Annotated in this window: 19 protein-coding genes and 2 tRNA genes; 12 read left to right on the top strand and 9 right to left on the bottom strand. The window is 67.8% G+C overall.

Annotated elements, in window-relative coordinates; genetic code table 11:
- The first annotated feature begins 18 nt into the window (after positions 1-18).
- From HUS56_RS03020 to pknB, 9 genes are all read left to right on the top strand, one after another.
- Positions 19-804: an HAD family hydrolase gene (locus tag HUS56_RS03020; protein ID WP_371808290.1), complete on the top strand. Its 786-nt coding sequence runs from the start codon at positions 19-21 to the stop codon at positions 802-804.
- A complete protein-coding gene (locus tag HUS56_RS03015) occupies positions 801-3,314 on the top strand; it encodes a glycoside hydrolase family 65 protein (protein WP_173921909.1) in 2,514 nt (837 codons plus the stop codon). The genes HUS56_RS03020 and HUS56_RS03015 overlap by 4 nt, the downstream gene beginning before the upstream one ends.
- A gap of 65 nt (positions 3,315-3,379) precedes the next feature.
- A complete protein-coding gene (locus HUS56_RS03010; RefSeq protein WP_173921908.1) occupies positions 3,380-4,120 on the top strand; it encodes a DUF3662 and FHA domain-containing protein in 741 nt (246 codons plus the stop codon).
- Positions 4,117-4,674: an FHA domain-containing protein gene (locus tag HUS56_RS03005; protein ID WP_173921907.1), complete on the top strand. Its 558-nt coding sequence runs from the start codon at positions 4,117-4,119 to the stop codon at positions 4,672-4,674. Before HUS56_RS03010 ends, HUS56_RS03005 begins: the two co-directional genes overlap by 4 nt.
- Before the next feature lie 2 nt (positions 4,675-4,676).
- Positions 4,677-5,909 (top strand): PP2C family serine/threonine-protein phosphatase, encoded by a 1,233-nt coding sequence (locus HUS56_RS03000; RefSeq protein WP_173921906.1) that lies wholly within the window; start codon positions 4,677-4,679, stop codon positions 5,907-5,909.
- A 19-nt stretch (positions 5,910-5,928) separates the two neighbouring features.
- Complete coding sequence (locus HUS56_RS02995; RefSeq protein ID WP_173921928.1) at positions 5,929-7,326, top strand: FtsW/RodA/SpoVE family cell cycle protein; 1,398 nt, start codon at positions 5,929-5,931, stop codon at positions 7,324-7,326.
- Positions 7,323-8,777 (top strand): penicillin-binding protein 2, encoded by a 1,455-nt coding sequence (locus tag HUS56_RS02990; RefSeq protein WP_173921905.1) that lies wholly within the window; start codon positions 7,323-7,325, stop codon positions 8,775-8,777. The genes HUS56_RS02995 and HUS56_RS02990 overlap by 4 nt, the downstream gene beginning before the upstream one ends.
- Complete coding sequence (locus HUS56_RS02985) at positions 8,774-10,489, top strand: protein kinase (RefSeq protein WP_173921904.1); 1,716 nt, start codon at positions 8,774-8,776, stop codon at positions 10,487-10,489. Before HUS56_RS02990 ends, HUS56_RS02985 begins: the two co-directional genes overlap by 4 nt.
- Before the next feature lie 117 nt (positions 10,490-10,606).
- Positions 10,607-12,235: a Stk1 family PASTA domain-containing Ser/Thr kinase gene (pknB, locus tag HUS56_RS02980; protein ID WP_254431257.1), complete on the top strand. Its 1,629-nt coding sequence runs from the start codon at positions 10,607-10,609 to the stop codon at positions 12,233-12,235.
- A 9-nt stretch (positions 12,236-12,244) separates the two neighbouring features.
- Here pknB and HUS56_RS02975 read toward each other — a convergent pair whose 3' ends face one another.
- A complete protein-coding gene (locus HUS56_RS02975; RefSeq protein ID WP_173921902.1) occupies positions 12,245-12,883 on the bottom strand; it encodes an aminodeoxychorismate/anthranilate synthase component II in 639 nt (212 codons plus the stop codon).
- 161 nt (positions 12,884-13,044) lie between these two features.
- Here HUS56_RS02975 and HUS56_RS02970 point away from each other — a divergent pair, with 161 nt between their 5' ends.
- Positions 13,045-13,284, top strand: coding sequence for a cell division protein CrgA (locus HUS56_RS02970; protein WP_173921901.1), 240 nt, complete (start codon positions 13,045-13,047; stop codon positions 13,282-13,284).
- Between the two features lie 176 nt (positions 13,285-13,460).
- Here HUS56_RS02970 and HUS56_RS02965 read toward each other — a convergent pair whose 3' ends face one another.
- Together HUS56_RS02965 and HUS56_RS02960 are read right to left on the bottom strand one after the other, a co-directional pair.
- Positions 13,461-14,324, bottom strand: coding sequence for a rhomboid family intramembrane serine protease (locus HUS56_RS02965; protein ID WP_173921900.1), 864 nt, complete (start codon positions 14,322-14,324; stop codon positions 13,461-13,463).
- A gap of 7 nt (positions 14,325-14,331) precedes the next feature.
- A complete protein-coding gene (locus HUS56_RS02960; protein ID WP_173921899.1) occupies positions 14,332-14,871 on the bottom strand; it encodes a peptidylprolyl isomerase in 540 nt (179 codons plus the stop codon).
- Between the two features lie 119 nt (positions 14,872-14,990).
- On the opposite strand from HUS56_RS02960, the gene HUS56_RS02955 reads away from it, so the two are divergent.
- Both HUS56_RS02955 and HUS56_RS02950 read left to right on the top strand, forming a co-directional pair.
- Positions 14,991-15,554, top strand: a complete 564-nt coding sequence (locus HUS56_RS02955; protein WP_173921898.1) for a hypothetical protein — start codon at positions 14,991-14,993, stop codon at positions 15,552-15,554.
- 511 nt (positions 15,555-16,065) lie between these two features.
- The gene (locus tag HUS56_RS02950) at positions 16,066-16,317 is read left to right on the top strand and encodes a hypothetical protein (protein WP_173921897.1); all 252 of its coding nucleotides are present in this window, start codon (positions 16,066-16,068) and stop codon (positions 16,315-16,317) included.
- Positions 16,318-16,432: 115 nt separating this feature from the next.
- Here HUS56_RS02950 and HUS56_RS02945 read toward each other — a convergent pair whose 3' ends face one another.
- The 6 genes from HUS56_RS02945 to gyrB all read right to left on the bottom strand — a co-directional run bounded on the left by HUS56_RS02945 (position 16,433) and on the right by gyrB (position 22,610).
- On the bottom strand, positions 16,433-16,942 hold the full coding sequence (locus tag HUS56_RS02945) for an NUDIX hydrolase (protein ID WP_173921896.1): 510 nt from the start codon (positions 16,940-16,942) through the stop codon (positions 16,433-16,435).
- 217 nt (positions 16,943-17,159) lie between these two features.
- Positions 17,160-17,232: transfer RNA gene (locus HUS56_RS02940), tRNA-Ala, on the bottom strand.
- A gap of 42 nt (positions 17,233-17,274) precedes the next feature.
- Positions 17,275-17,348, bottom strand: a tRNA-Ile gene (locus HUS56_RS02935).
- 146 nt (positions 17,349-17,494) lie between these two features.
- Positions 17,495-17,899: a DUF3566 domain-containing protein gene (locus tag HUS56_RS02930; RefSeq protein WP_173921895.1), complete on the bottom strand. Its 405-nt coding sequence runs from the start codon at positions 17,897-17,899 to the stop codon at positions 17,495-17,497.
- 6 nt (positions 17,900-17,905) lie between these two features.
- Positions 17,906-20,494: a DNA gyrase subunit A gene (gene gyrA / locus HUS56_RS02925; RefSeq protein WP_173921894.1), complete on the bottom strand. Its 2,589-nt coding sequence runs from the start codon at positions 20,492-20,494 to the stop codon at positions 17,906-17,908.
- A gap of 103 nt (positions 20,495-20,597) precedes the next feature.
- Entirely contained in the window at positions 20,598-22,610 is a 2,013-nt protein-coding gene (gene gyrB / locus HUS56_RS02920) for a DNA topoisomerase (ATP-hydrolyzing) subunit B (RefSeq protein WP_173921893.1), read from the bottom strand.
- Positions 22,611-22,612: the final 2 nt, after the last annotated feature.

Genomic DNA, 22,612 nt, shown 5'->3' with positions numbered 1-22,612 from the left:
TCCGACGAAAGGACGACCGTGACCTCGCCCGAAACCTCCCCTACGCCCCGTCGAGGCGTCGACCTCAGCGGCATCCGGGGCTACCTCTTCGACCTCGACGGCGTGCTCACGCCCACCGCGACCGTGCACATGCACGCCTGGGCGCGCCTGTTCACCCCGTTCCTCGAGGCGCACGGGGCGCGCCCATATGAAGAGGCCGACTACTACGCGTACATCGACGGCAAGCCCCGCTACGACGGCGTCCGCTCGCTGCTCGAGAGCCGCGGCATCCGCCTGGAAGAGGGCGACGTGACGGATGCCCCGACCGAAGACACGGTGCACGGCCTCGGCAACCGCAAGAACGAGGCCTTCAATGCGACGCTCGCGGAGGAGGGCGTCACCGCGTATCCCGCGAGCGTCGCGTTCCTCGACGCGGTCGAGCGCACCGGGGCGAAGGTCGCCGTCGTGTCGAGTTCGAAGAACGCGCCCGCGGTGCTCGAGGCGGCCGGGCTCGCCGACCGGTTCGACGTGGTCGTCGACGGCTCGGTCGCCGCACGCGAGGGGCTGCCCGGCAAGCCCGAGCCCGACACGTTCGAGCGCGCCGCCGAACTGCTCGGCCTCCCCACCACCGCGTGCGCCGTCATCGAGGACGCCGAATCGGGTGTGAAGGCCGGGGCGGCCGGAGAATTCGGTATCGTCGTCGGGGTCGATCGCGGCGTCGGCCGCACCGCGCTCGAGCAACTCGGCGCCGACGTGATCGTCGACGAGCTCGACGAGCTCATCCCCGCGCTTCCCCCGAGCACCACCCGAGAGGAACCCGCATGAGGTTCGCCGACAACGACCCCCTGAATCGCCTACGGTTCCCGATCGACGAGTGGGCGCTCGTCGAGACCGACTTCGGGATGCACGACATGGGCCGCACCGAGACCCTGTTCGCCGTCGGCAACGGGTACCTCGGGCTGCGCGGCAACGTCGAGGAGGGCCGCGACGGCTACTTCCACGGCACGTTCATCAACGGCTTCCACGAGACCTGGCCGATCCGGCACGCCGAGGAGGCGTTCGGCTTCGCGCGGGTCGGTCAGACGATCGTGAACGCCCCCGATGCGAAGGTGATTCGCCTCTACGTCGACGACGAGCCCCTCGTGCTCACCGTCGCCGAGCTGCTCGGCTACGAGCGGCGCCTCGACTTCCGTCTCGGAACGCTGTCGCGTTCCATCGAGTGGCGCACGCCGTCGGGCAAGCGCGTGCTCATCACGAGTCGGCGCATGACCTCCTTCACCGACCGGCACCTCGCCATCATGGACTACGAGGTCGAACTGCTCGATGCGGATGCCGCGGTCACGATCTCGAGCCCGATCCTGAACCGCCAGGACGGCCGCGACGAGTACCGTTCGGGCGTGACGGCGCCCCCCGCCGGATTCGACCCGCGCCGGGCCGAGCAGTTCATCGACCGCGTGCTGCAGCCGCGCGTGCAGCGCTCGGGCAACGGTCGCTACGTGCTCGGGTACCAGTGCACCAACTCGGGCATGACCCTCGCGGTCGGCGCCGAGCACACCATCTCGACCGAGAACCCGTACACCGAGAGCGGATCGATCGGCGACGACCTCGCGAAGCACATCTATCGGATCCAGGCGAAGCAGGGCAAGCCGATCCGGGTCACGAAGTTCGTCACCTACCACACCGCGCGCATCGTGCCCACCCGCGAGCTGGTCGACCGCACCGACCGCACCCTCGACCGCGCCATCGAGCTCGGCGTGGCCGAGCTGTTCGACCAGCAGCGTTCCTGGCTCGACGACTTCTGGGCGCGGTCCGACGTCGAGATCGCCGACCAGCCGGCGCTGCAGCAAGCGGTGCGCTGGAACCTGTTCCAGCTCGCACAGGCCACGGCCCGCACCGACGGCGACGGCGTCGCGGCGAAGGGCGTCACCGGTTCCGGCTACGGCGGGCACTACTTCTGGGACAGCGAGATCTACGTCATGCCGTTCCTGAGCTACACGGCTCCGATCGTCGCCCGCAACGTGCTCCGATTCCGGCAGCGCATGCTCGACGCCGCCCGTGCTCGGGCGATCGAGCTCAACCAGCGCGGAGCCCTGTTCCCCTGGCGCACGATCAACGGGCAGGAATCGTCGGCGTACTACGCGGCCGGCACGGCGCAGTACCACATCGATGCGGACATCGCCTACGCGCTGTGCCAGTACGTCGCCGCCACCGGCGATGTGGACTTCCTCGCCCGTGGTGCGATCGACATCCTCGTCGAAACCGCCCGCATGTGGGAGGACCTCGGCTTCTGGCGATCCAACAAGACCGACGACGTGTTCCACGTCCACGGCGTCACGGGTCCCGACGAGTACACGACGGTCGTGAACGACAACCTGTACACCAACGTGATGGCGCGCGCGAACCTCGCGGCCGCGGCATCCGCCGTCGACAACCTGCAGGTCGACAACCCGATCGCCTACCACAAGCTCGTGAACCGCCTCGACATCACTCCCGGTGAGGTCGCGAGCTGGCGTCGGGCCGCCGCGCACATGCACATCCCCTACGACGAGCAGCTCGGCATCCATCCGCAGGACTCGCAGTTCCTCCAGAAGGAGCTGTGGGACCTCGAGAACACGCCCGAAGACCGCCGCCCCCTGCTGCTTCACTACCATCCGCTCGTCATCTATCGCTTCCAGGTGCTGAAGCAGGCCGACGTCGTGCTCGCCCTCTACCTGCAGGGCGATCGCTTCTCGACCGAGATGAAGCGCGCCGACTTCGAGTACTACGACCCGCTGACGACGGGCGACTCCACCCTCTCGGCGATCGTGCAGTCGATCATCGCCTCGGAGGTCGGGTACCACGAGCTGGCCATGCGGTACTTCCGCGCCGCGCTCTTCGTCGACCTCGCCGACCTGCACCACAACGCGGCCGACGGTGTGCACGTCGCCTCTGCCGGCGGCGTGTGGAGCACGCTCGTCGCCGGCTTCGGCGGATTCCGCGACCACGGAGGCGTCTTCACGTTCGACCCTCGGCTGCCCGACGAGTGGACGAAGCTCACGTTCCGCATCACCCTCCGCGGCACCCGCGTGCGGGTCGAGCTCGAGCCCACGACCATCTCGTTCACGCTCGAGGTCGGCGACGAGGCGCGCCTGCGGGTCCGAGGCGCCGAGATCGTCGTCACGGCCGACGAGCCCGTGAGCGTTCCCCTCCTCGATCAGGGGCCGCGCCTCTTCGGCGCCCCGACGATGCGCGACGTCGAGGGATCGCGCCGCTCCGACGGCACGCTGCTCACCGCATCGCTGCCCACGTTGTCGCTCGACCCCGACGACGAGGAGGCGCCGATACCCGTGGACTGATCGGGAGCGTTCCCAGACGCCACCGCTAACATGACACACAATCACGGAACCGGATCGGGAGACCTGTGGGCCTACTGGACAACTTCGAGAAGGGTCTCGAACGCGCCGTCAACGGCGCTTTCGCCAAGACCTTCCGCTCGGGGCTGCAGCCCGTCGAGATCACCGCGGCACTCAAGCGCGAGATCGACACGAAGGCGGCGGTCGTCTCTCGCGACCGGGTGCTCGTGCCGAACACGTTCCGGGTACGGATGTCGCCCGCCGATCACGACCGCATGGCCGGCCTCGGGCCGGCGCTGATCGACGAACTGACCGACCTCGTGCAGAAGCACGCCGCGAACCAGCGGTTCCAATTCGCCGGGGGCATCTCCATCACCCTCGAGCCCGACGCCGCACTCTCCGAGGGCATGGTGCAGGTCGACTCCCGCAACGTGAAGGGCAACGTCGCCTGGACGCCGGTGCTCGACGTCGGTGGCACGCGTCACCCGATCATCAAGGGACGCACGATCATCGGTCGTGGCAGCGAAGCCGACCTCACCCTCGACGACTCGGGCGCCTCTCGGCGCCACGCCGAGGTGCAGTGGGACGGCACCCGAGCCCGGGTCCGCGATCTCGGCTCCACGAACGGCACCCAGCTGAACGGCGCCCCGGTGACGGAGGCGGTGCTCGAACCCGATTCGGTGATCACCATCGGGCGCACGCGCATCGTCTTCCGCGTGCTCGCGCAGGCGTCGGCGACGGGCGCGCACAACGCCGCCCCCGCCGACCGCCGGTCCGACCCGGGCGGGTTCTGGGGGCCCGGCGAATGAGCGAACTCACTCTCCTGGTTCTTCAGCTCGGTTTCCTCGTGCTGCTCTGGGTCTTCATCTTCGCCATCGTGTACGCCCTCCGCAGCGACCTGTTCGGCCAGCGGGTGCGCAAGCTGCAGCCAGACGCCGGAGCGGCGCAGGCCCCGGCGCCGGCCGCGTCGTTCCCGGCGGCTGCGCCGGCGGCCGTCGGAGCATCGGCCGGTGCGGCCCCGCACCCCGCGGCCCCGGCGTCGGGGCCCGGCGGTGAGACGGCGTCGACCCAGAACGCGACGAAGCTCGTGATCACGAGCGGCCAGAAGGCCGGCACCGAGTTCCCGCTCGGCCGCGACGAGATCACGATCGGGCGGTCGGCCGACTCGGCGATCATCATCCGCGACGACTACACCTCGACGCACCACGCCCGCCTCATGCTCTGGAACGGCCGCTGGATGATCCAGGACCTCGATTCCACGAACGGCACCTTCCTCAACGGCTCCCGAGTGACCGTGCCGACGCCCATCCCGCTCGGAGCCACCGTGAAGGTCGGAGCGACGACGTTCGAGCTGCGGCGGTAGCCATGGCCACGGTCAAGGCGAGCGCGGCGGTCTCGCACGTCGGTCGGATCCGCTCGAACAACCAGGACTCGGGGTACGCCGGGCAGCGGCTGTTCCTCGTCGCCGACGGCATGGGCGGCCACGCCGGCGGTGACGTCGCCAGTGCCATCGCCACACGGCGCATCGCCGAGGCCGATGCGGACTACGATTCGGCGTCCGAGGCGACGGCGGCCCTCGAGCACGCCCTGATCGCCGCGAACCGTCAACTCGCCGAGACCGTGGCCGACCACTCCGAGCTCACGGGCATGGGCACCACCGTGAGCGCGGTGCTGCTGCACGACGATCAGGTCGTCATCTCGCACATCGGCGACTCTCGCATCTACCTGCTCCGTTCAGGGGAGCTCAGCCAGATCTCGACCGACCACACCTTCGTGCAGCGCCTCGTCGATGCCGGGCGCATCACCGCCGAGGAGGCGATGGTGCATCCTCGGCGGTCCGTGCTCATGCGGGTCCTCGGCGACGTCGAGGCCTCGCCCGAGATCGATTCGATGGTGCTCGACACCCGGCCCGGTGACCGCTGGATGCTCTGCTCCGACGGACTGTCGGGGGTCGTGCCGTTCGAGAAGCTGCACGAACTGCTGTCCGCCGATGCCGGCGCCAAGCAGGTCGCCGACCGGCTCGTCAAGGCGTCGCTCGACGGCGGCGCGCCCGACAACGTCACCGTCGTCGTGATCGACATCGGCGAGCCGCCCGCGCCGGCCACGCCGCCATTGGTGGTCGGGTCGGCGGCGGCACCGCTCGCCTTCGGCGCCGCGGCGGAGCCGGTGCGCGCACGCGGCATCCGACTGCCCAGCCTGCGCCCTCACCCGGTGCAGGAGACGCATTTCGAGCCCGACTCCGAGGACTACTTCGACGAGCTGATCGAAGAGGACGCGCGTCGCCGCCGGCGCCGCCGCTGGGTCTGGAGCTTCTGGATCGTGCTCCTCATCGCGGCCATCGTCACCGCGTTCGTACTCGGCTACCAGTGGACGCAGACCCGCTACTACGTGGGCGAGTCCAACGGCCGGGTCGCGATCTTCCAGGGGATCCAGCAGAACCTCGGGCCGCTCTCGCTGCACGAGCTGCACACCGAGACCACCATCGACGTCGCCGACCTCCGCACATACGACCAGCAGCGAGTGGAGCAGACCATCAGCGCCGGCTCCTTCGCGGAGGCGTCCCGCATCGTGCAGCGATTGGAGGAGTCCGTTGACTGACCGTGCCGGTGGTCGCGCGATGCGGACCACCACTCCGCCCGGGGGTGTCTCGGCCACTCCGCCGAGCGGAGTGCGTCGCATCCGACTTCCGCAGAAGCTCCGCAACACCGAGCTGTGGCTGCTCATCGTCGCCTGCATGATCAACGCCGCCGCGATCGTGCTCGTGCAGCTCGGCGCGATGGGCGGCATCGACACCCAGCTCGTGCTGCTCGGCGTCGGCCTCTCGGTGCTCGCGTTCGGCATGCACATCGCGATGCGATTCGTCGCGCGCGACGCCGACCCGTTCCTGCTGCCGATCGCCACGGTGCTGAACGGCCTCGGCATCGCGATGATCTACCGCATCGACATCGCCAACGCCGAGAGCGGCTGGGAGAGCGCATCGGTGCGCCAGATCGTGTGGAGCGCGATCGCGATCATCGCCGGAATCGTGACGATCGTGCTGCTCCGCAACCATCGGGTGCTGTTCCGGTACACCTACCTCTCGGGGCTCATCGCGATCGTGCTGCTGCTCCTGCCCCTCGTGCCCGGTCTCGGTCACCGCGAGGGCGGCGCCCAGGTGTGGATCTCCATCGGCATCGCCACCTTCCAGCCGGGTGAGATCGCGAAGATCGCGCTCGCGGTCTTCTTCGCCGGGTATCTCGTGCGCAACCGCGACTCGCTCTCGATGGTGGGGCGCAAGTTCCTCGGCATGCAGTTCCCGCGGGCTCGCGACCTCGGTCCCCTGCTCGTCGTCTGGGCCCTGTCGATGGCCGTCATCGTCTTCCAGCGCGACCTCGGCACCGCGCTGTTGTACTTCGGGCTCTTCCTCGTCATGCTGTACGTGGCCACCAGCCGGCTCTCCTGGGTCGTGCTCGGCCTCGGGCTCTTCATCGGCGGTGCGCTCGTCGCCAGTCAGACCCTCGACTACGTCGGCAACCGGTTCGCGAACTGGCTCGACCCGTTCAACCCCGAGCGCTTCGACCAGGAGTTCGGCGGCAGCTATCAGGTCGTGCAGGGCCTGTTCGGCCTCGCGAATGGCGGGCTCATCGGCACGGGCTGGGGGCAGGGCCGCCCTGACATCACACCTGTGCCCCAGAGCGACTACATCATCGCGAGTCTCGGCGAGGAGCTCGGCCTGGCCGGAGTCTTCGCGATCCTCGCCCTGTACGTGCTGTTCGTGGCCCGCGGCTTCCGCATCGGCTTCGCCGGACAGGACGACTTCGGCAAGCTCCTCGGCGTCGGCCTGGCGTTCGTCATCGCCCTGCAGGTCTTCATCGTGGTCGGCGGCGTCACCCGGGTCATCCCGCTGACCGGCCTGACGACGCCCTTCCTCGCGGCGGGCGGCTCCTCGCTCGTCGCCCACTGGATCATCGTCGCACTGCTGCTTCGGCTCTCCGACACGGTGCGCAACCATCCGAGGCTGGTGATCGACGGATGAATCGAGAGCTCAAGCGCGTGACCATCGTCGCGCTGCTCATGTTCCTGGCGCTGTTCGTCTCGTCGACGATCATCCAGTTCGTGCAGGCCGAATCGCTGGCCGCCGACCCCCGGAACTCGCGGACCCTCTACGAGAGCTATTCGGTGGAACGCGGGCCGATCCTCGTCGGGGGCGACCCCATCGCCTTCTCGCAGCCGACGGATGACCTCTACAAGTTCCAGCGCGTGTACTCGAACGGCCCCCTCTACGCGCCCGTCACGGGGTACATCCCGGTCAACGGCGAGGCGACCGGACTCGAGCAATCGCTGAACTCGTACCTCAGCGGGCAGTCGTCGAGCCAATTCTTCGACTCGCTGAACCGCCTCATCTCCGGGCAGGACCCGATGGGCGCATCGGTCGAGGTCGCCATCGACCCCGTGCTGCAGCAGGCATCATGGGATGCCCTCGGCGACTACACCGGGGCGGTCATCGTCACCGAGCCGGCGACCGGGCGCATCCTCGCCATGGTGACCAAGCCCACGTACGATCCGAACGCGCTCGCCGTGCATGACTCGGCCGCCGTGCAGGCGACCTACGAAGGCCTCCTGGCCGACCCGACCGACCCGCTCTTCAACCGCGCGACCGGTGGCGACATGAACCCGCCCGGCTCGGTCTTCAAGCTGGTCGTCACCGCCGCTGCACTCGAGTCGGGCCGGTACACCCCCGAGTCGACCTTCCCGAACCCGTCGTCGCTGACGCTGCCCGGAACCGACTCCGTGGTGCGCAACTCGGGCGGCGGCACCTGCGGGGGCGGATCCGAGGTCACCCTCGCCACCGCGCTGCGGCTCTCGTGCAACATCCCGTTCGCCGAGCTGGGCATGGAGCTCGGCGACACGGCCATCCGCCAGCAGGCGGAGAAGTTCGGGTTCAACTCCGAGTTCGAGATCCCGACGGCGACCGAGGTCAGCACCTACCCCCGCGGGCTCGACGAACCGCAGACCGCCCTCACCGCGTTCGGGCAGGGTGATGTGCGGGCGACGCCGATGCAGATGGCGATGGTGTCGGCCGCGATCGCGAACGGTGGCATCGTCATGAATCCGAACCTCGTCGACTCGATCACGGCTCCCGACTTCACCCCGCTCCAGGAGTTCGAACCCGCGGAATTCGGCCGTGCGATCAGCGAGCAGACGGCGAACACCATGGTCGAGATGATGGTCAACGGCGTCGAGAACGGTGCTGCGAGTAATGCAAGAATAGACGGCGTCAGCGTGGCCGGTAAGACGGGTACAGCGGAGAACGGCGAGGACGACCCTTACACCTTGTGGTTCACCGGTTTTGCCCCCGCCGACAACCCGCAATACGCGATCACGGTTCTCGTGGAGAATGGCGGGGGACTTGGTCAGGAGGGGTTCGGCAATCTCATTGCCGCGCCTGTGGCAAAAGAGGTACTAGAGGCGGTGCTGAATCAATGAGACCGAGCGCAGGGCTCACCTTCGGGGGACGCTATGAACTGCAGTCCCGGATAGCCATCGGGGGCATGGGCGAGGTGTGGCAGGCCACCGACCTCGTCATCGGCCGCCAGGTCGCGATCAAGATCCTGAAGGACGAGTACCTCGGCGACCCCGGCTTCCTCGAGCGGTTCCGCGCCGAGGCCCGCCACGCCGCGCTCGTGAACCACGAGGGCATCGCCAACGTCTTCGACTACGGCGAGGAGGAGGGCAGCGCCTACCTCGTGATGGAGCTCGTACCCGGCGAGGCCCTCTCGACCATCCTCGAGCGTGAGCACGTGCTCTCGACCGACAAGGTGCTCGACATCGTCGCGCAGACCGCCTCCGCGCTGCAGGCCGCGCACGCCGCCGGACTCGTGCACCGCGACATCAAGCCCGGCAACCTGCTCATCACACCCGACGGCCGCGTGAAGATCACCGACTTCGGCATCGCCCGCATCGCCGACCAGGTACCGCTCACCGCCACCGGCCAGGTCATGGGCACCGTGCAGTACCTCTCGCCCGAACAGGCGTCGGGGCATCCCGCGTCGCCCACGACCGACATCTACTCGCTCGGAATCGTGGCCTACGAGGCCCTCGCCGGCCGCCGCCCGTTCACGGGCGAGTCGCAGGTGGCCATCGCGATGGCGCAGATCAATGAGACGCCGCCCGACCTGCCCGTGACGGTCTCCGAGCCGGTACGCAACCTCGTCTACTCGTGCATCGCGAAGAATCCCGCCGACCGCCCGCAGTCTGCGGCACACCTGGCTCGCGCGGCCACCGCGCTCCGTCGGGGCGACGTCCAGGCTGCCGGTGCAGCCGTTCCCGCTGTGCTCGGTGCCGCGGGGGCGACGGCCGCGACGATGCTGCTCCCCCAGTCGGGTGCCACGGCAGCCACCACCGTCCTGCCCTCGGGCGCGGCCGGAGGCGTGGGAGCTGCCGGCATCTCCGATGGCGAGGTCGTCGAGGAGGAGGAGCCCGAGAAGAAGAAGCGCAGCCCGTGGACCTGGCCGCTCATCGTGCTCATCGCCATCCTGGCGATCGTCCTGATCGGCACGATCATCGCGCTCGCGATGAACGGGAACCGGGGCAACGACGACCCGACGACGACGACGGCCCGGCCGACGCAGACCGCGACGCCGACGCCGACACCCACGCCGACGCCCACCGAGGCTCCGCCCGAGACCATCCAGATCGACCGCAACGCCTACATCGGCATGAACATCGACGAGGCGGCGGCGCAGATCGAGGGGCTGGGTCTTCCCGTCAACCGGCAGGCGGGTGCCGCGGCGACCGAACCGGGGCTCGCCAACACCGTCTCCGAGGTGAACCCGAGCGGTCCCGTGCAGCCGGGCACCACGATCACGCTCACGTACCTCACCGATCCCGTCGCCCCCAGCGCTCCGACCGACCCGCCGTCGACCGAGAACAACCCCGTGCAGCCCGACGTCGGCCAGATCACCGTGAACTGGCCCGGTCAGAGCTGCCCCGCCGGCCAGACGCTCAGCGGTTACGAGGTCGCGGTGACCGGCGATGCCACGGTCCCGAACAACCCGGTCTTCGGTCCCGGAACCACGAGCGCTCAGGTCAACGTGAACAACACCCCCGGAGGCTCGTTCCAGGTCACGTACCGGTACTTCTGCGGTCAGCTCGACTCGCCCTTCTCGCCTGCCCTCACGGTCGACATCGAGAACTGATCACAGGGGCCGAGCGTGACTGGAGGATTCGAGACGAGGACGGAGACGCACGTGAGCGATGAAGGACGCGTGCTCGCCGGGCGTTACCGAGTCGGTGCCCTCATCGGTCGCGGCGGCATGTCGGATGTCCACGTCGGATCCGACGCCCGGCTGGGCCGGCAGGTCGCGATCAAGCTCCTCAAGCCGCAGCTGGCGACCGATCCTGCGTTCCGCATGCGGTTCCGGCAGGAGGCGCAGTCGGCGGCCCGGATGGCGCACCCGACGATCGTCCGGGTATTCGACGCCGGCGAGGAGACCGTCGTCGACTCCGCAGGCCACGAGGTGCAGCTGCCCTTCATCGTGATGGAGTACGTGGAGGGGCGCCTGCTCAAGGACATCATCCGCGACGGACCGGTCGACCCGGTTGCGGCGGTTCGGGTCATCGACGGCGTGCTCACCGCCCTCGAGTACTCGCACCGTGCGGGCGTCGTGCATCGCGACATCAAGCCCGGCAACATCATGATCACCACCACCGGCCAGGTGAAGGTGATGGACTTCGGCATCGCCCGTGCCGTCTCCGACTCGTCGACGACGGTCGCGCAGACCACCGCCATCCTCGGGACGGCGTCGTACTTCTCACCCGAGCAGGCGAAGGGCGAGACGGTGGATGCCCGCACCGACCTGTACTCCACGGGCGTGGTGCTCTTCGAGATGCTCACCGGGCGTCCGCCGTTCCGCGGCGACACACCTGTGGCCGTCGCGTACCAGCATGTGAGCGAGCGACCGGTCAAGCCGAGCGTCATCAACCCGAAGGTGTCGCCGGCGCTGGATGCGGTCGTGCTGCACGCCTTGACGAAGAACCGCGAGCAGCGGTACCAGACGGCGGCCGAGTTCCGAGCCGACGTCGACGCCGCGGCGGCGGGTCGCGTCCCCGTGCGGCGGCGGCCCGACGAGGCCGACATGCTGTTCAGCGCGCCGACCAGCTCCCTCTCGACCTCGGAGCTCGCCCTGCGCCAGCTCACCGAGGACGAGACGATGACCCGCACGCAGCGGCGCCCTCCGGCGATCTGGATCTGGTCGGGCATCATCGCCGTCGTCGTCATCGTGATCGCGGTCATGTACTGGGCGTTCAACCTGCGACCGGCCGATGACCTCCCCTCCAACGCGCGCGAGATCCCCACGCTGACGGGCGCCAGCTATGAAGAGGCCGTGCGCGAGTTGCAGGAGCTGGGGCTCCCGGCGAGCCGTATCGACGAGACCAGCGACACCGTGCCCGCCGATGAGGTCATCCGCAGCGATCCGCCCGCCGGCGAGATCGTCAACACGGGAACCGCCGTCACGATCTACGTCTCGACGGGCCGTGAGGCGGTGACCGTGCCCGACGTGCGGAACAAGACGCTGGAACAGGCCAAGCTCGACCTCGAGGCCGTCGGTCTCGCCCCGGGCACCGAGACCCGCGAGAACTCGCCATCCGTGCCCGCCGACACCGTGCTGGGCACGACGCCCGAGGGTGGCACGTCGGCCGAGGCCGGGTCGACGGTCGACTTCCGGATCTCCAGCGGTCTCGTCACGCTGACCGACCTCACCGGGCAGACCCTCGCCGCGGCATCCTCGTACCTGGCCGCCGAGAACCTCCAGCTGAACCCGATCCCGAAACCCGACCCCTCGTGCGAGTCACAGCCCGGCTCACCCGTGACGCAGCAGTCGCTCGCCCCCGGAGACGTGCCGCAACGCTCCGACGTCGAGCTGACGTACTGCGCGGGCTGAGCCGTCGGCTCAGGCGGTACGCACCAACGGACTCAGGCTCACGGCCCGCTCCCGCGCCTCGGGGAGGCCGGCGACCCCGAGCCAGTTCCCGAGCATGCGGTAGCCGCCCTCGGTCAGCACCGACTCGGGGTGGAACTGCACGCCGAAGATCGGCGCCGACTCATGCCGCAGGCCCATGATCACGCCGCCCTGCGTGCGACTGGTGATGACGAGCTCGGGCGGGAGGGTGCCGTCGACCACGGCCAGGGAGTGGTACCGGGTCGCAGTGAACGGCTGCGGCACCCCGTGGTAGAACTCGCTGTCGTCGTGCGTGATGCTCGAGGTCTTGCCGTGCATCAGCTCATCGGCGTTCGTCACCACGCCGCCGAACGCCTCTGCGATGGCCTGGTGGCCGAGACACACGCCGAGCAATGGCTGACCGGCCTCGAGGGCCGCCTCGACGACCGGGATCGACACACCCGCGTCCGTCGGCTTGCCGGGTCCGGGTGAGATGAGCACCGCGTCGTACTCGCCGAGGCGAGCGGCCACGTCCGACGGCGCGATCGCGTCGTTGCGCACGACTTCGGTCGTCGCTCCGAGCTCCTGGAGATAGCCGTTCAGCGTGTAGACGAAGCTGTCGTAGTTGTCGAGCACGAGGATTCGGGTCATGTGGTCACCGTTGCTTGGGTTCGGGAGGACGGGGCCGGCAGCGAGACACCCCGGTGAAGCCCGCCCCTGATCACCAGTCTATTCGGCGGCGACGGGCACTCGCCCGGGCGGCAGGTGGCCTCGGCTGGGAGTCCCAGTCGGACTCGGATAGAATCGCCCGCATGGCACGTACGAAACCAACGAAGCCCGAGCGCGCTGAACAGGTGAGCGGCGAAGAGACGCCGAATCCGGTCTGGTTCAAGCCCGTGATGTTCGGCTTCATGCTGCTCGGACTCGCCTGGATCATCGTCTTCTACGTGAGCCAGGGCCGGCTTCCGATCGCCGACCTCGGTTCCTGGAACATCCTCATCGGATTCGGAATCGCGTTCGTCGGGTTCCTCATGACGACACGCTGGCGCTGAGCCGAGCCCTCGGCTCGTTCACGCCCCGAGAAAGCGGGCGGATGCCGCGGCACCGCCCGTTTTCCGTGTGCCGTCGCCGTCGACGACGCAACGGAAAGACCCGTTGGGCTGACCCCCGAAGAGGCGTCAACTACATCGCTGTAACTCTCCCCACATGTGGACAGAGCTGTGGATAACTAGGCCGCGCCGATCTTCCAACGAGCGACGACGACGGCGATGGCGATGAGCGCCACGGTGAGCACGATGAGCAGTCCGATCTGCAACGCGCGCCTCGAGCGGTCTCGGGTCTCGAGGTAGACGAGGCCGACGAGCGCGCCGCCGATGAGCCCACCGAGGTGGGCCTGCCACGAGATGTTCGCGCCCGGGATGAACCCGATCGCGAGGTTGATCGCGAGCAGGATGTAGAGCTGCGTGGCGTTGCCGCCCAGCCTGCGCTGGATCACGACGAAGGCGCCCATCAACCCGAAGATGGCACCCGACGCCCCGAGTACCTGCGAATTCGGCGCAGCGAAGACGACGACGCCGACCGATCCGGCCAGCCCGCTGATGAGGTAGAGGGCGAGGAACCGGATGCGGCCGAGCATGGGCTCGAGCAGGCGGCCGAAGATCCACAGCGTGTACATGTTCAGCAGGATGTGGAAGATCAGCGCGGTCGAGTGCAGGAACACGGAGGTGATCGCCCGCCACGGCTCGGGGATGAGCCCGGTCATGAACACCGGGCTGAAGAACAGCGCGTTCGTCACCCCGAGCCCGGGAATCCACTGCAGCAGGTACACGAATGCCGTGATGCCGATCAGGGAATATGTCACGACCGGGGCCCCACGACCCGCCGCTGAGCGCGCCCGCGTGATCACGGCGGGCTTCGTGCGCGGAGCCGCCGCGCGCTGCTCGCGCATGCACTCGGGACAGATCACGCCGACCGGCGCCGGGGTCTGGCACTCACCGCAGATGGTGCGGCCGCATCGCTGGCAGAGCACGTAGCTCTCCCGGTCGGGATGCCGGTAGCAGGAGTTCGCGCGATCGACGCCCGGTTCGCTCACCCGAGTGTCAGACCTGCTCGACCGTGACGCTCTCGATCACGACGTCCTCGAGGGGACGGTCGCGCCCGTCGGTCGGAACCGCGGCGAGCTTGTCGACGACAGCCTGGCTCGCGGCATCCGTCACCTTGCCGAAGATGGTGTGCTTTCCCTGCAGCCACGTCGTCGGCCCGACCGTGATGAAGAACTGCGATCCGTTCGTGCCGCGGCCGCCCTGGATGCCGGCGTTCGCCATTGCGAGCACGTACGGCTCGGTGAAGTCGAGCTCGGGGTTGATCTCGTCGTCGAACTGATAGCCCGGTCCGCCGACGCCCTGGCCGAGCGGGTCGCCGCCCTGGATCATGAATCCGGGGATGATGCGATGGAAGATGACGCCGTTGTACAGCGGGTCGTTCGACTTCTCGCCGGTTGCCGGGTGGGTCCACTCGATCTCGCCGGTCGCCAGTCCGACGAAGTTCTTCACGGTCTTCGGGGCATGGTGGCCGTAGAGGTCGACCTTGATCGGGCCGTGATTGGTGTTGAGCGTCGCGACTGCGGTGTGAATCGGCATCCACCTATTCTGTCATGGGCCTGTTCGTCAAGCCGTACGGAGGATTCGGCCTCCCACCCCGTTTCCAGCCGTTTCGGTGGCAAGATGGAGGAGTTCGCCGCACAACGATGGAGGTCGAGATGAGCCTGTCACGCAAGCGCCGGAAGGAACTCAAGCGACTGCGCAGGAGTGCCGAGGAACTCTGGGGCAACCAGCAGAACGTGCTCGAGCACGCCAACATCGTGGCGAGGGAGGCGAGCCGGCAGCTCGGTCACCTCACCCGCGAAGAGGTCGTTCCGCGGATGCGTATGGGCTACGACAGCTACCTGCGCCCGCGCGTCGATCAGGCGAGGAGCCTCGCGCAATCCGCGGGCAACACGGCCGAGAAGACGCTCGGCACCGCCCTCGGGTCGTTGCTCGCGATCGGCGATGTCGCCAATGATGCTCGCGTGCGTCGTGCGGTCGGCCGCGTCTCGCCCCGTTCGGCCGCGATCGTGGAGCAGAAGAAGGGCCCCGGCTTCGGCACGTATCTCGCCATCGGCGCTGGCGTGATCGCCGCCGTCGGCGTCGCGTACGCGGTGTGGCAGACGTTCCGCGCCGATGATGAGCTCTGGGTCGCCGACGACGAGCCGATGCCCACGACGCCTCCGCCGGCCACGCCGCCGTCCTCGACCTCGTCGACGTCCACAGACGCGACCATCTGATCTTCACGCCGAAACGTACGCGAACGCCTCACCGCTCCGGTGGGGCGTTCGTCGTCTCCACGGAACGTTCCGTTGCGCACCGCTCAGGGTCTGCACCGATTTTCTGCCGCATTTCGACGAATCTGAGAAATCGCCTTGCGTTCGGTACGAAAGTCCCGCTAAGGTCAACACTCGGTCGCGTTCCCTGAAGACCGGAGAGGAGTTGATACCGATGATGCCCATTCGCATTTCTCGTCAGGCACACACGGAAGTCCTCCTCGCCATTGCGGCCTGCTAGCCGCCAGCGCGTCGTGCGCGTGAGCGCCTGACCGCCCCGTCGCCAGTGGTGCGACGGCCGCATCCGTCACTCCATCCGACGTCGACCGTCGTCGTCGCCATGTCCTGATCCGGATGCCGCAGCGCGGTCGCTCCTGCGCACGCGCGTCTCTTCGCCCCTGCGCGAGCGCGCTTTCGCGCGCCCATTTCCGTCACCTCGAAGAACCATCACCCACCCACAACCGAAGGAATGATCGTGAACACCAGTTCGCTCACCGTCGGCTCGACCGATCGAGGTCGAGCCACCGCCCTCCGTGCCCAGGCACGCCAACTGCACGAACGGCTCGCCCGCCGCGCCGGCCTCGCGCTCCTCGCGTGGAGCCGTCGCCAGGACGAGCGCCGCACTCACGATGCGATGCAGCTCCGTCGCCAGACCGAGCAGGCCGCAACCCGTGCACGCGACGGCGAGTTCCTGCGACTCGCCACCCTCGGAAGCCCGCAGCTCTGATGAACGCGGCAACCGAGTCCATCACCGAGCCGCCGCGGCTCGCGACCTCGTCGTCGATGAGGAAGCGAGCCGCGCGGTTCCGGGTGAACGGCGTCGTCGAGAGCGCATCGGCCCATCAGGTCCCTGCGCTGTCGTCGTCGCCGTTCGCCATGAGTGACGAATCCGTCTCGTCCGCCGTCCGCGGCGCCGGTGGCGCGACGCCATCGGCCGGTTCGGCGGCGTTCATCCGCAGGGCGATGTCGAGCAGGCTGACTCGCTTGAGGCTCGGCACGTCTCCGAGCGGGAACCAACGAGCCTCGTCACTCGACCCGCCGACCTCGCTGTGCAGCTCGCCGGCGACGACGCTCGCCCGGTACACGATCCGTATTGCGTAGAGCGGCACGCTTGCGGCGTGGCGTCGGGGCGCCGGTACGACCATCGTGTCGATGCCGAGCAGCCGGTCGACGGATGCCTCGTAGCCGGTCTCCTCGAGGATCTCGCGTTTCGCGGCCTGCACCGGATGCTCGGCACCCTCGATCCCGCCGCCGGGAAGCGTCCATCCCGACCGCCCGTGCTGGTTCCAGTGGGACAGCAGGATCATCCCGTCGCGGATGATGACCCCGTACGCGGCGACGCGGATGTCCATCCCGCCACTGTAAACCCCGACGGCGCGCAGGGAAGCAGCACGGGCCCACCTGACTCACGGGACGCTCGTCACGGCGCGACGTTCGAATCGACGCAAGCCGGGCCGGGACCGGAACGCAACCCGACATCTCAAATTAGCCACAGCGATTCGGCGGCGTGTACGGCGAATCGCGAATCGACGCAAGCCGGGCCGGGACCGGCTTGCAGAACAAGCAGTGTGGAGCCTAGGAGATTCGAACTCCTGACATCCTGCTTGCAAAGCAGGCGCTCTACCAACTGAGCTAAGGCCCCCGAGCGGATGCCGCGGCATCCGCAAGCTGTGGAATTGTTCGGTGGGGATACGAGGACTTGAACCTCGGACCTCTTCGTTATCAGCGAAGCGCTCTAACCGCCTGAGCTATATCCCCGAATTTCGGCCGAAGGAAAGACTACCCGACGGGTCGGGAATCTCCGAATCGGGCCGGGTTCTCGACGCTGAGGTTTCGATTCGGCGTCCCGGGAGGGGCCGCCGACTCAACCTGACTCGGCCGAACGCTGTCGCCTTCGTCGCGAGTCAGTTGTTCGTGAAGCCGACCAGGATGCCGCCCGTGATCTTGACGCTGAGGTTGTAGAGCACGGCGATGATCGCCCCGAGCGCGGTCGTGACGACGAGGTTCAACAGCGCCGCGACGACCGCGAAGCCCATGACGTTGCCGAGCGAAAGAATGGACGAGAGGTCGCCGCCCGAGCCCGCGACATCCTGCACGAGGGAGTTGACCTGCTCGAAGATCCCGGTGGAGTTCAGCACGGTGTGGATGAGGAAGGTCACCACGATGCTGATGACGGCGAAGCACACGGCCACGAGGAACGACAGCTTCACCGCCGACCAGAAGTCGATGTAGACGAGCCGCAGGCGGACCTGCTTGGCCGGAGGCCGGCGGCTGCCCTTGCGGGCGAGCTTCTCGGCGACGCTACTCATACGTGGTTACTCCTCTCGCGCGGGCTCGGCCGCATCGGTGTCTGCGGTCTCCTCCACGAGGTTCCGTTCGGAATTCTTCGCGATGGCGATGATCCGGTCGTCGTTCGCGAACTTCGCGAACACGACGCCCATCGTGTCCCTGCCCTTGGCGGGGACCTCGGCGACGTCAGAGCGTACCACCTTGCCGCTGGCAAGAACCACAAGCACCTCGTCGCTTCCGGAGACGATGAGCGAGCCGGCGAGGTCGCCGCGGTCGTCGTTGAGCTTCGCGACCTTGATGCCGATTCCGCCGCGCTGCTGCTTGCGATAGTCCTCCACCCGAGTGCGCTTCGCGTACCCCCCTTCGGTCACGACGAAGACGTAGGTGTCGGCCGGGCTGAACTTCTGTCCGTTGTCTTCGGGGCCGTCTGCCGCATCGCCGTCGCCGTTGGAGTGCGCGACGACGGATGCCTCGAGCAGCGAGTCGCCGGTGCGGAAGCTCATGCCCTTCACGCCCGACGTGGCACGTCCCATGGGGCGGAGTGCGGCATCCGTCGCCTCGAATCGAAGCGACATGCCCTTCTTCGAGACGAGGAGGATCTCGTCGTCTTCGTCGGCGAGCATCGCCGACACGAGCTCGTCGCCGTCGCGGAGGTTGATCGCGATGACGCCGCGCGACCGATTCGTGTCGTAGGCGGTGAGATCGGTCTTCTTGACGAGCCCGTCTCGGGTGGCGAGCACGAGGTACTGCGCGACCTCGTAGTCGGGGATGTCGAGGATCTCGGCGATGCGCTCATCGGGCTGCAGCTCGAGGAGGTTGGCGACGTGCTGGCCCTTCGCGTCGCGGCCGCCCTCCTGGATCTCGTAGGCCTTCGCCCGGTAGACGCGCCCCATGTTCGTGAAGAAGAGGAGCCAGTGGTGGGTCGTCGTGACGAAGAAATGCTCGACCACGTCGTCGGCCCGAAGCTGGGCGCCCCTGACGCCCTTTCCGCCGCGGTGCTGCGAACGGTAGTTGTCACTGCGGGTGCGCTTGACGTAGCCGCCCCGCGTCACGGTGACGACCATCTCCTCCTCGGGAATCAGGTCTTCGACCGACATGTCGCCATCGAAGCCCGGCAGAATGCGGGTACGTCGCTCGTCACCGTACTTGGCGGTGATCTCGGCGAGCTCCTCCGAGACGATCCCGCGCTGGCGCTCGGGTGACCCGATGATCTCGCGGTAGTCGGCGATGAGCGCCTCGAGTTCCTCGGCTTCGTCGATGATCTTCTGACGCTCGAGCGCTGCAAGCCGGCGCAGCTGCAGTTCGAGGATGGCCCGGGCCTGCAGCTCGTCGATGTCGAGCAGCCCGATCAGTCCGTCGCGGGCCTCCTCGACGGTGGGCGACCGCCGGATGAGCGCGATGACCTCGTCGAGCGCGTCGAGCGCCTTGAGGTAGCCGCGCAGGATGTGCATACGCGCCTCGGCCTCGCGGAGGAGGAACCGGGTGCGGCGCACGATGACCTCGACCTGGTGGTCGACCCAGTGTGCGATGAAGCCGTCGATCGACAGGGTGCGGGGTACGCCGTCGACGATCGCCAGCATGTTCGCGCCGAAGTTGTCTTGGAGCTGGGTGTGCTTGTAGAGGTTGTTCAGCACCACCTTGGCGACGGCATCGCGCTTCAGCACGATCACGAGGCGCTGACCGGTGCGGCCCGAGGTCTCGTCGCGGATGTCGGCGATGCCGCCGATGCGCCCGTCTTTCACGAGGTCGGCGATCTTGATCGCCAGGTTGTCGGGGTTGACCTGGTACGGAAGCTCGGTCACGACGAGGCAGGTGCGACCCTGCAGTTCCTCGACCGAGACGACGGCCCGCATCGTGATGGAACCGCGACCGGTGCGGTACGCGTCGTTGATGCCCTTCACGCCCAGGATCTGGGCGCCGGTCGGGAAGTCGGGCCCCTTGATGCGCTGCATCAGCGCCTCTTGCAGTTCTTCGCGGGTGGCGTCGGGGTGCTCGAGGTACCACTGGGCGCCGGATGCCACTTCGCGGAGATTGTGCGGAGGAATATTGGTCGCCATGCCGACGGCGATGCCGACCGACCCGTTGACCAGCAGGTTCGGGAATCGCGACGGCAGGATCGACGGCTCCTGCGTGTGACCGTCGTAGTTGTCCTGGAAGTCGACGGTGTCCTTCTCGATGTCGCGAACCATCTCGAGGGCGAGCGGCGCCATCTTCGTCTCGGTGTACCGCGGCGCCGCGGCGCCGTCGTTGCCGGGCGATCCGAAGTTGCCCTGGCCCAACGCGAGGGGGTAGCGCATGCTCCACGGCTGAACCAGCCGCACCAGCGCGTCGTAGATGGCGGTGTCGCCGTGGGGGTGGAACTGGCCCATCACGTCGCCCACCACGCGAGCGCACTTCGAGAACGCCTTGTCGGGACGGTACCCGCCGTCGTACATCGCGTAGATGACCCGGCGGTGCACCGGCTTCAGGCCGTCGCGCACGTCTGGCAGGGCACGGCCGACGATGACGCTCATCGCGTAGTCGAGGTACGAGCGCTGCATCTCGAGCTGCAGGTCGACCTGGTCGATCTTGCCGTGCACGCCGAAGGCCTCGCCGGTGTCGCTCTCGTCCGTCATCTTCTCGTTTCTCGTTTCGTCATGTGCTGGGTCTCGATACGTCCGGCCGGAAGGGCCGGACTACTCGACCCTGACCGGCTCGCCGCTTGCGCGGTTCGCGCGGTCAGATATCAAGGAAACGCACGTCCTTCGCGTTCTTCTGGATGAAGCTGCGGCGGCTTTCGACGTCTTCGCCCATCAGGGTCGAGAAGATCTCGTCGGCGGCAGCTGCGTCTTCCATGGTGACTTGGAGCAGCGTGCGGGTCTCGGGGTTCATCGTCGTCTCCCACAGCTCCTGGTGGTTCATCTCGCCGAGACCCTTGTAGCGCTGGATCCCGTTGTCCTTCGGGATGCGCCAGCCTTTCGCGATGCCATCGGCGAGCAGCAGGTCGCGCTCCTTGTCGGAGTACACGAACTGATGCTCCGCGTTCGTCCACTTCAGGCGGTAGAGCGGCGGCTGGGCCAGGTAGACGTACCCCAGCTCGATGAGCGGCCGCATGTAGCGGAACAGCAGCGTGAGCAGCAGGGTCGTGATGTGCTGGCCGTCGACATCGGCGTCGGCCATCAGCACGATCTTGTGGTACCTGACCTTGTCGGGATCGAAGTCCTCGCCGATGCCCGCCCCGAATGCCGTGATCATCGCCTGGATCTCGGCGTTGGCGAGGGCGCGGTCGAGGCGTGCCTTCTCGACGTTCAGGATCTTGCCGCGCAGGGGCAGGATGGCCTGCGTCTCTGGGTTTCGGCCCTGCACGGCGGATCCGCCCGCCGAATCGCCCTCGACGATGAAGATCTCGGAGACGGATGGGTCTTTCGACGAGCAGTCCTTGAGCTTGCCGGGCATGCCGCCCGACTCGAGCAGGCCCTTGCGCCGGGTGGCCTCGCGCGCCTTTCGTGCGGCGATCCGCGCGGTCGCCGCCTGGATCGCCTTGCGGATGATCTCACGGGCCTGCGACGGATTGCGCTCGAACCAGTCGCCCAACTGGTCGCCCGTCACCTTCTGCACGAACGACTTCGCCTCGGTGTTGCCGAGCTTGGTCTTCGTCTGGCCTTCGAACTGTGGCTCGCCGAGCTTGACCGAGATCACGGCCGTCAGTCCCTCGCGGACGTCTTCGCCCGAGAGGTTGTCGTCCTTGTCTTTGAGGATGCCCTTCTCACGCGCGTATCGGTTCACGAGGGTGGTGAGCGCCGCGCGGAACCCCTCCTCGTGCGTGCCGCCCTCGTGCGTGTTGATCGTGTTCGCGTAGGTGTGCACCGATTCGGTGTACGCCGTGGTCCACTGCATCGCGACCTCGAGCGCGATCTTGCGCTCGGAGTTCTCGGTTTCGAACGAGATGATCTCGTCGTTCACCACATCGGACTTCTTGGAGCGGTTGAGGTACTCGACGTAGTCGACGAGGCCGCGCTCATACAGGAAGGTGTCGGAACGCGGGGCGGCGGGATCGGTCTCGGTGTCGGCCGTGTCGTCGGGGTCGACCTCGGTGTGCCCGAGACGCATGTCGGTGAGGGTGATGCGCAGCCCCTTGTTGAGGAAGGCGTACTGCTGGAAGCGTGTGCGGAGCGTCTCGTAGTCGAACTCGACGGTCTCGAACACCTCGGGGCTCGGCCAGAACGTGATGACGGTGCCGGTGGCGTCGGTGGCCTCGCCCTTCTCGAGCGGCGCGTCGGGCACGCCGACCGTGAACGACTGCCGCCAGACCGCTCCCTGCCGGCGGACCTCGACTTCGAGCCTCGATGAGAGTGCGTTGACGACGGATGACCCGACGCCGTGCAGCCCGCCCGAGACGGCGTATCCGCCGCCGCCGAACTTGCCGCCGGCGTGGAGCACGGTGAGCACGACCTCGACGGTCGACCTGCCCTCGGCCTTGTGGATGTCGACGGGGATGCCGCGGCCGTCGTCGACCACGCGAACCCCACCGTCGGGAAGGATGGTCACGTCGATCGCCGTCGCGTAACCGGCCAGCGCCTCATCGACCGAGTTGTCGACGATCTCGTACACCAGGTGGTGGAGCCCGCGTGGTCCGGTGGAACCGATGTACATGCCCGGTCGCTTGCGAACCGCTTCGAGGCCCTCGAGAACCTGGATCGCGTCGGCGCCGTATTCCGGCTTCTGCTGGGCCTTCAGGGGTTCGGCTGTCATGT

The sequence above is a fragment of the Agromyces sp. Marseille-P2726 genome (assembly GCF_902809835.1).
Taxonomy (GTDB): Bacteria; Actinomycetota; Actinomycetes; order Actinomycetales; family Microbacteriaceae; genus Agromyces.
This window is presented reverse-complemented; position numbering and strand designations above follow the sequence as displayed.

Coding starts and splice junctions, on each gene's coding strand:
- HUS56_RS03015 (WP_173921909.1), top strand. CDS start 801: ATGAGGTTCGCCGACAACGACCCCCTGAATCGCCTACGGTTCCCGATC.
- HUS56_RS03005 (WP_173921907.1), top strand. CDS start 4,117: ATGAGCGAACTCACTCTCCTGGTTCTTCAGCTCGGTTTCCTCGTGCTG.
- HUS56_RS03000 (WP_173921906.1), top strand. CDS start 4,677: ATGGCCACGGTCAAGGCGAGCGCGGCGGTCTCGCACGTCGGTCGGATC.
- HUS56_RS02995 (WP_173921928.1), top strand. CDS start 5,929: ATGCGGACCACCACTCCGCCCGGGGGTGTCTCGGCCACTCCGCCGAGC.
- HUS56_RS02990 (WP_173921905.1), top strand. CDS start 7,323: ATGAATCGAGAGCTCAAGCGCGTGACCATCGTCGCGCTGCTCATGTTC.
- HUS56_RS02985 (WP_173921904.1), top strand. CDS start 8,774: ATGAGACCGAGCGCAGGGCTCACCTTCGGGGGACGCTATGAACTGCAG.
- pknB (WP_254431257.1), top strand. CDS start 10,607: ATGTCGGATGTCCACGTCGGATCCGACGCCCGGCTGGGCCGGCAGGTC.
- HUS56_RS02975 (WP_173921902.1), bottom strand. CDS start 12,883: ATGACCCGAATCCTCGTGCTCGACAACTACGACAGCTTCGTCTACACG.
- HUS56_RS02970 (WP_173921901.1), top strand. CDS start 13,045: ATGGCACGTACGAAACCAACGAAGCCCGAGCGCGCTGAACAGGTGAGC.
- HUS56_RS02960 (WP_173921899.1), bottom strand. CDS start 14,871: ATGCCGATTCACACCGCAGTCGCGACGCTCAACACCAATCACGGCCCG.
- HUS56_RS02955 (WP_173921898.1), top strand. CDS start 14,991: ATGAGCCTGTCACGCAAGCGCCGGAAGGAACTCAAGCGACTGCGCAGG.
- HUS56_RS02945 (WP_173921896.1), bottom strand. CDS start 16,942: ATGGACATCCGCGTCGCCGCGTACGGGGTCATCATCCGCGACGGGATG.
- HUS56_RS02930 (WP_173921895.1), bottom strand. CDS start 17,899: ATGAGTAGCGTCGCCGAGAAGCTCGCCCGCAAGGGCAGCCGCCGGCCT.
- gyrA (WP_173921894.1), bottom strand. CDS start 20,494: ATGACGGACGAGAGCGACACCGGCGAGGCCTTCGGCGTGCACGGCAAG.
- gyrB (WP_173921893.1), bottom strand. CDS start 22,610: ATGACAGCCGAACCCCTGAAGGCCCAGCAGAAGCCGGAATACGGCGCC.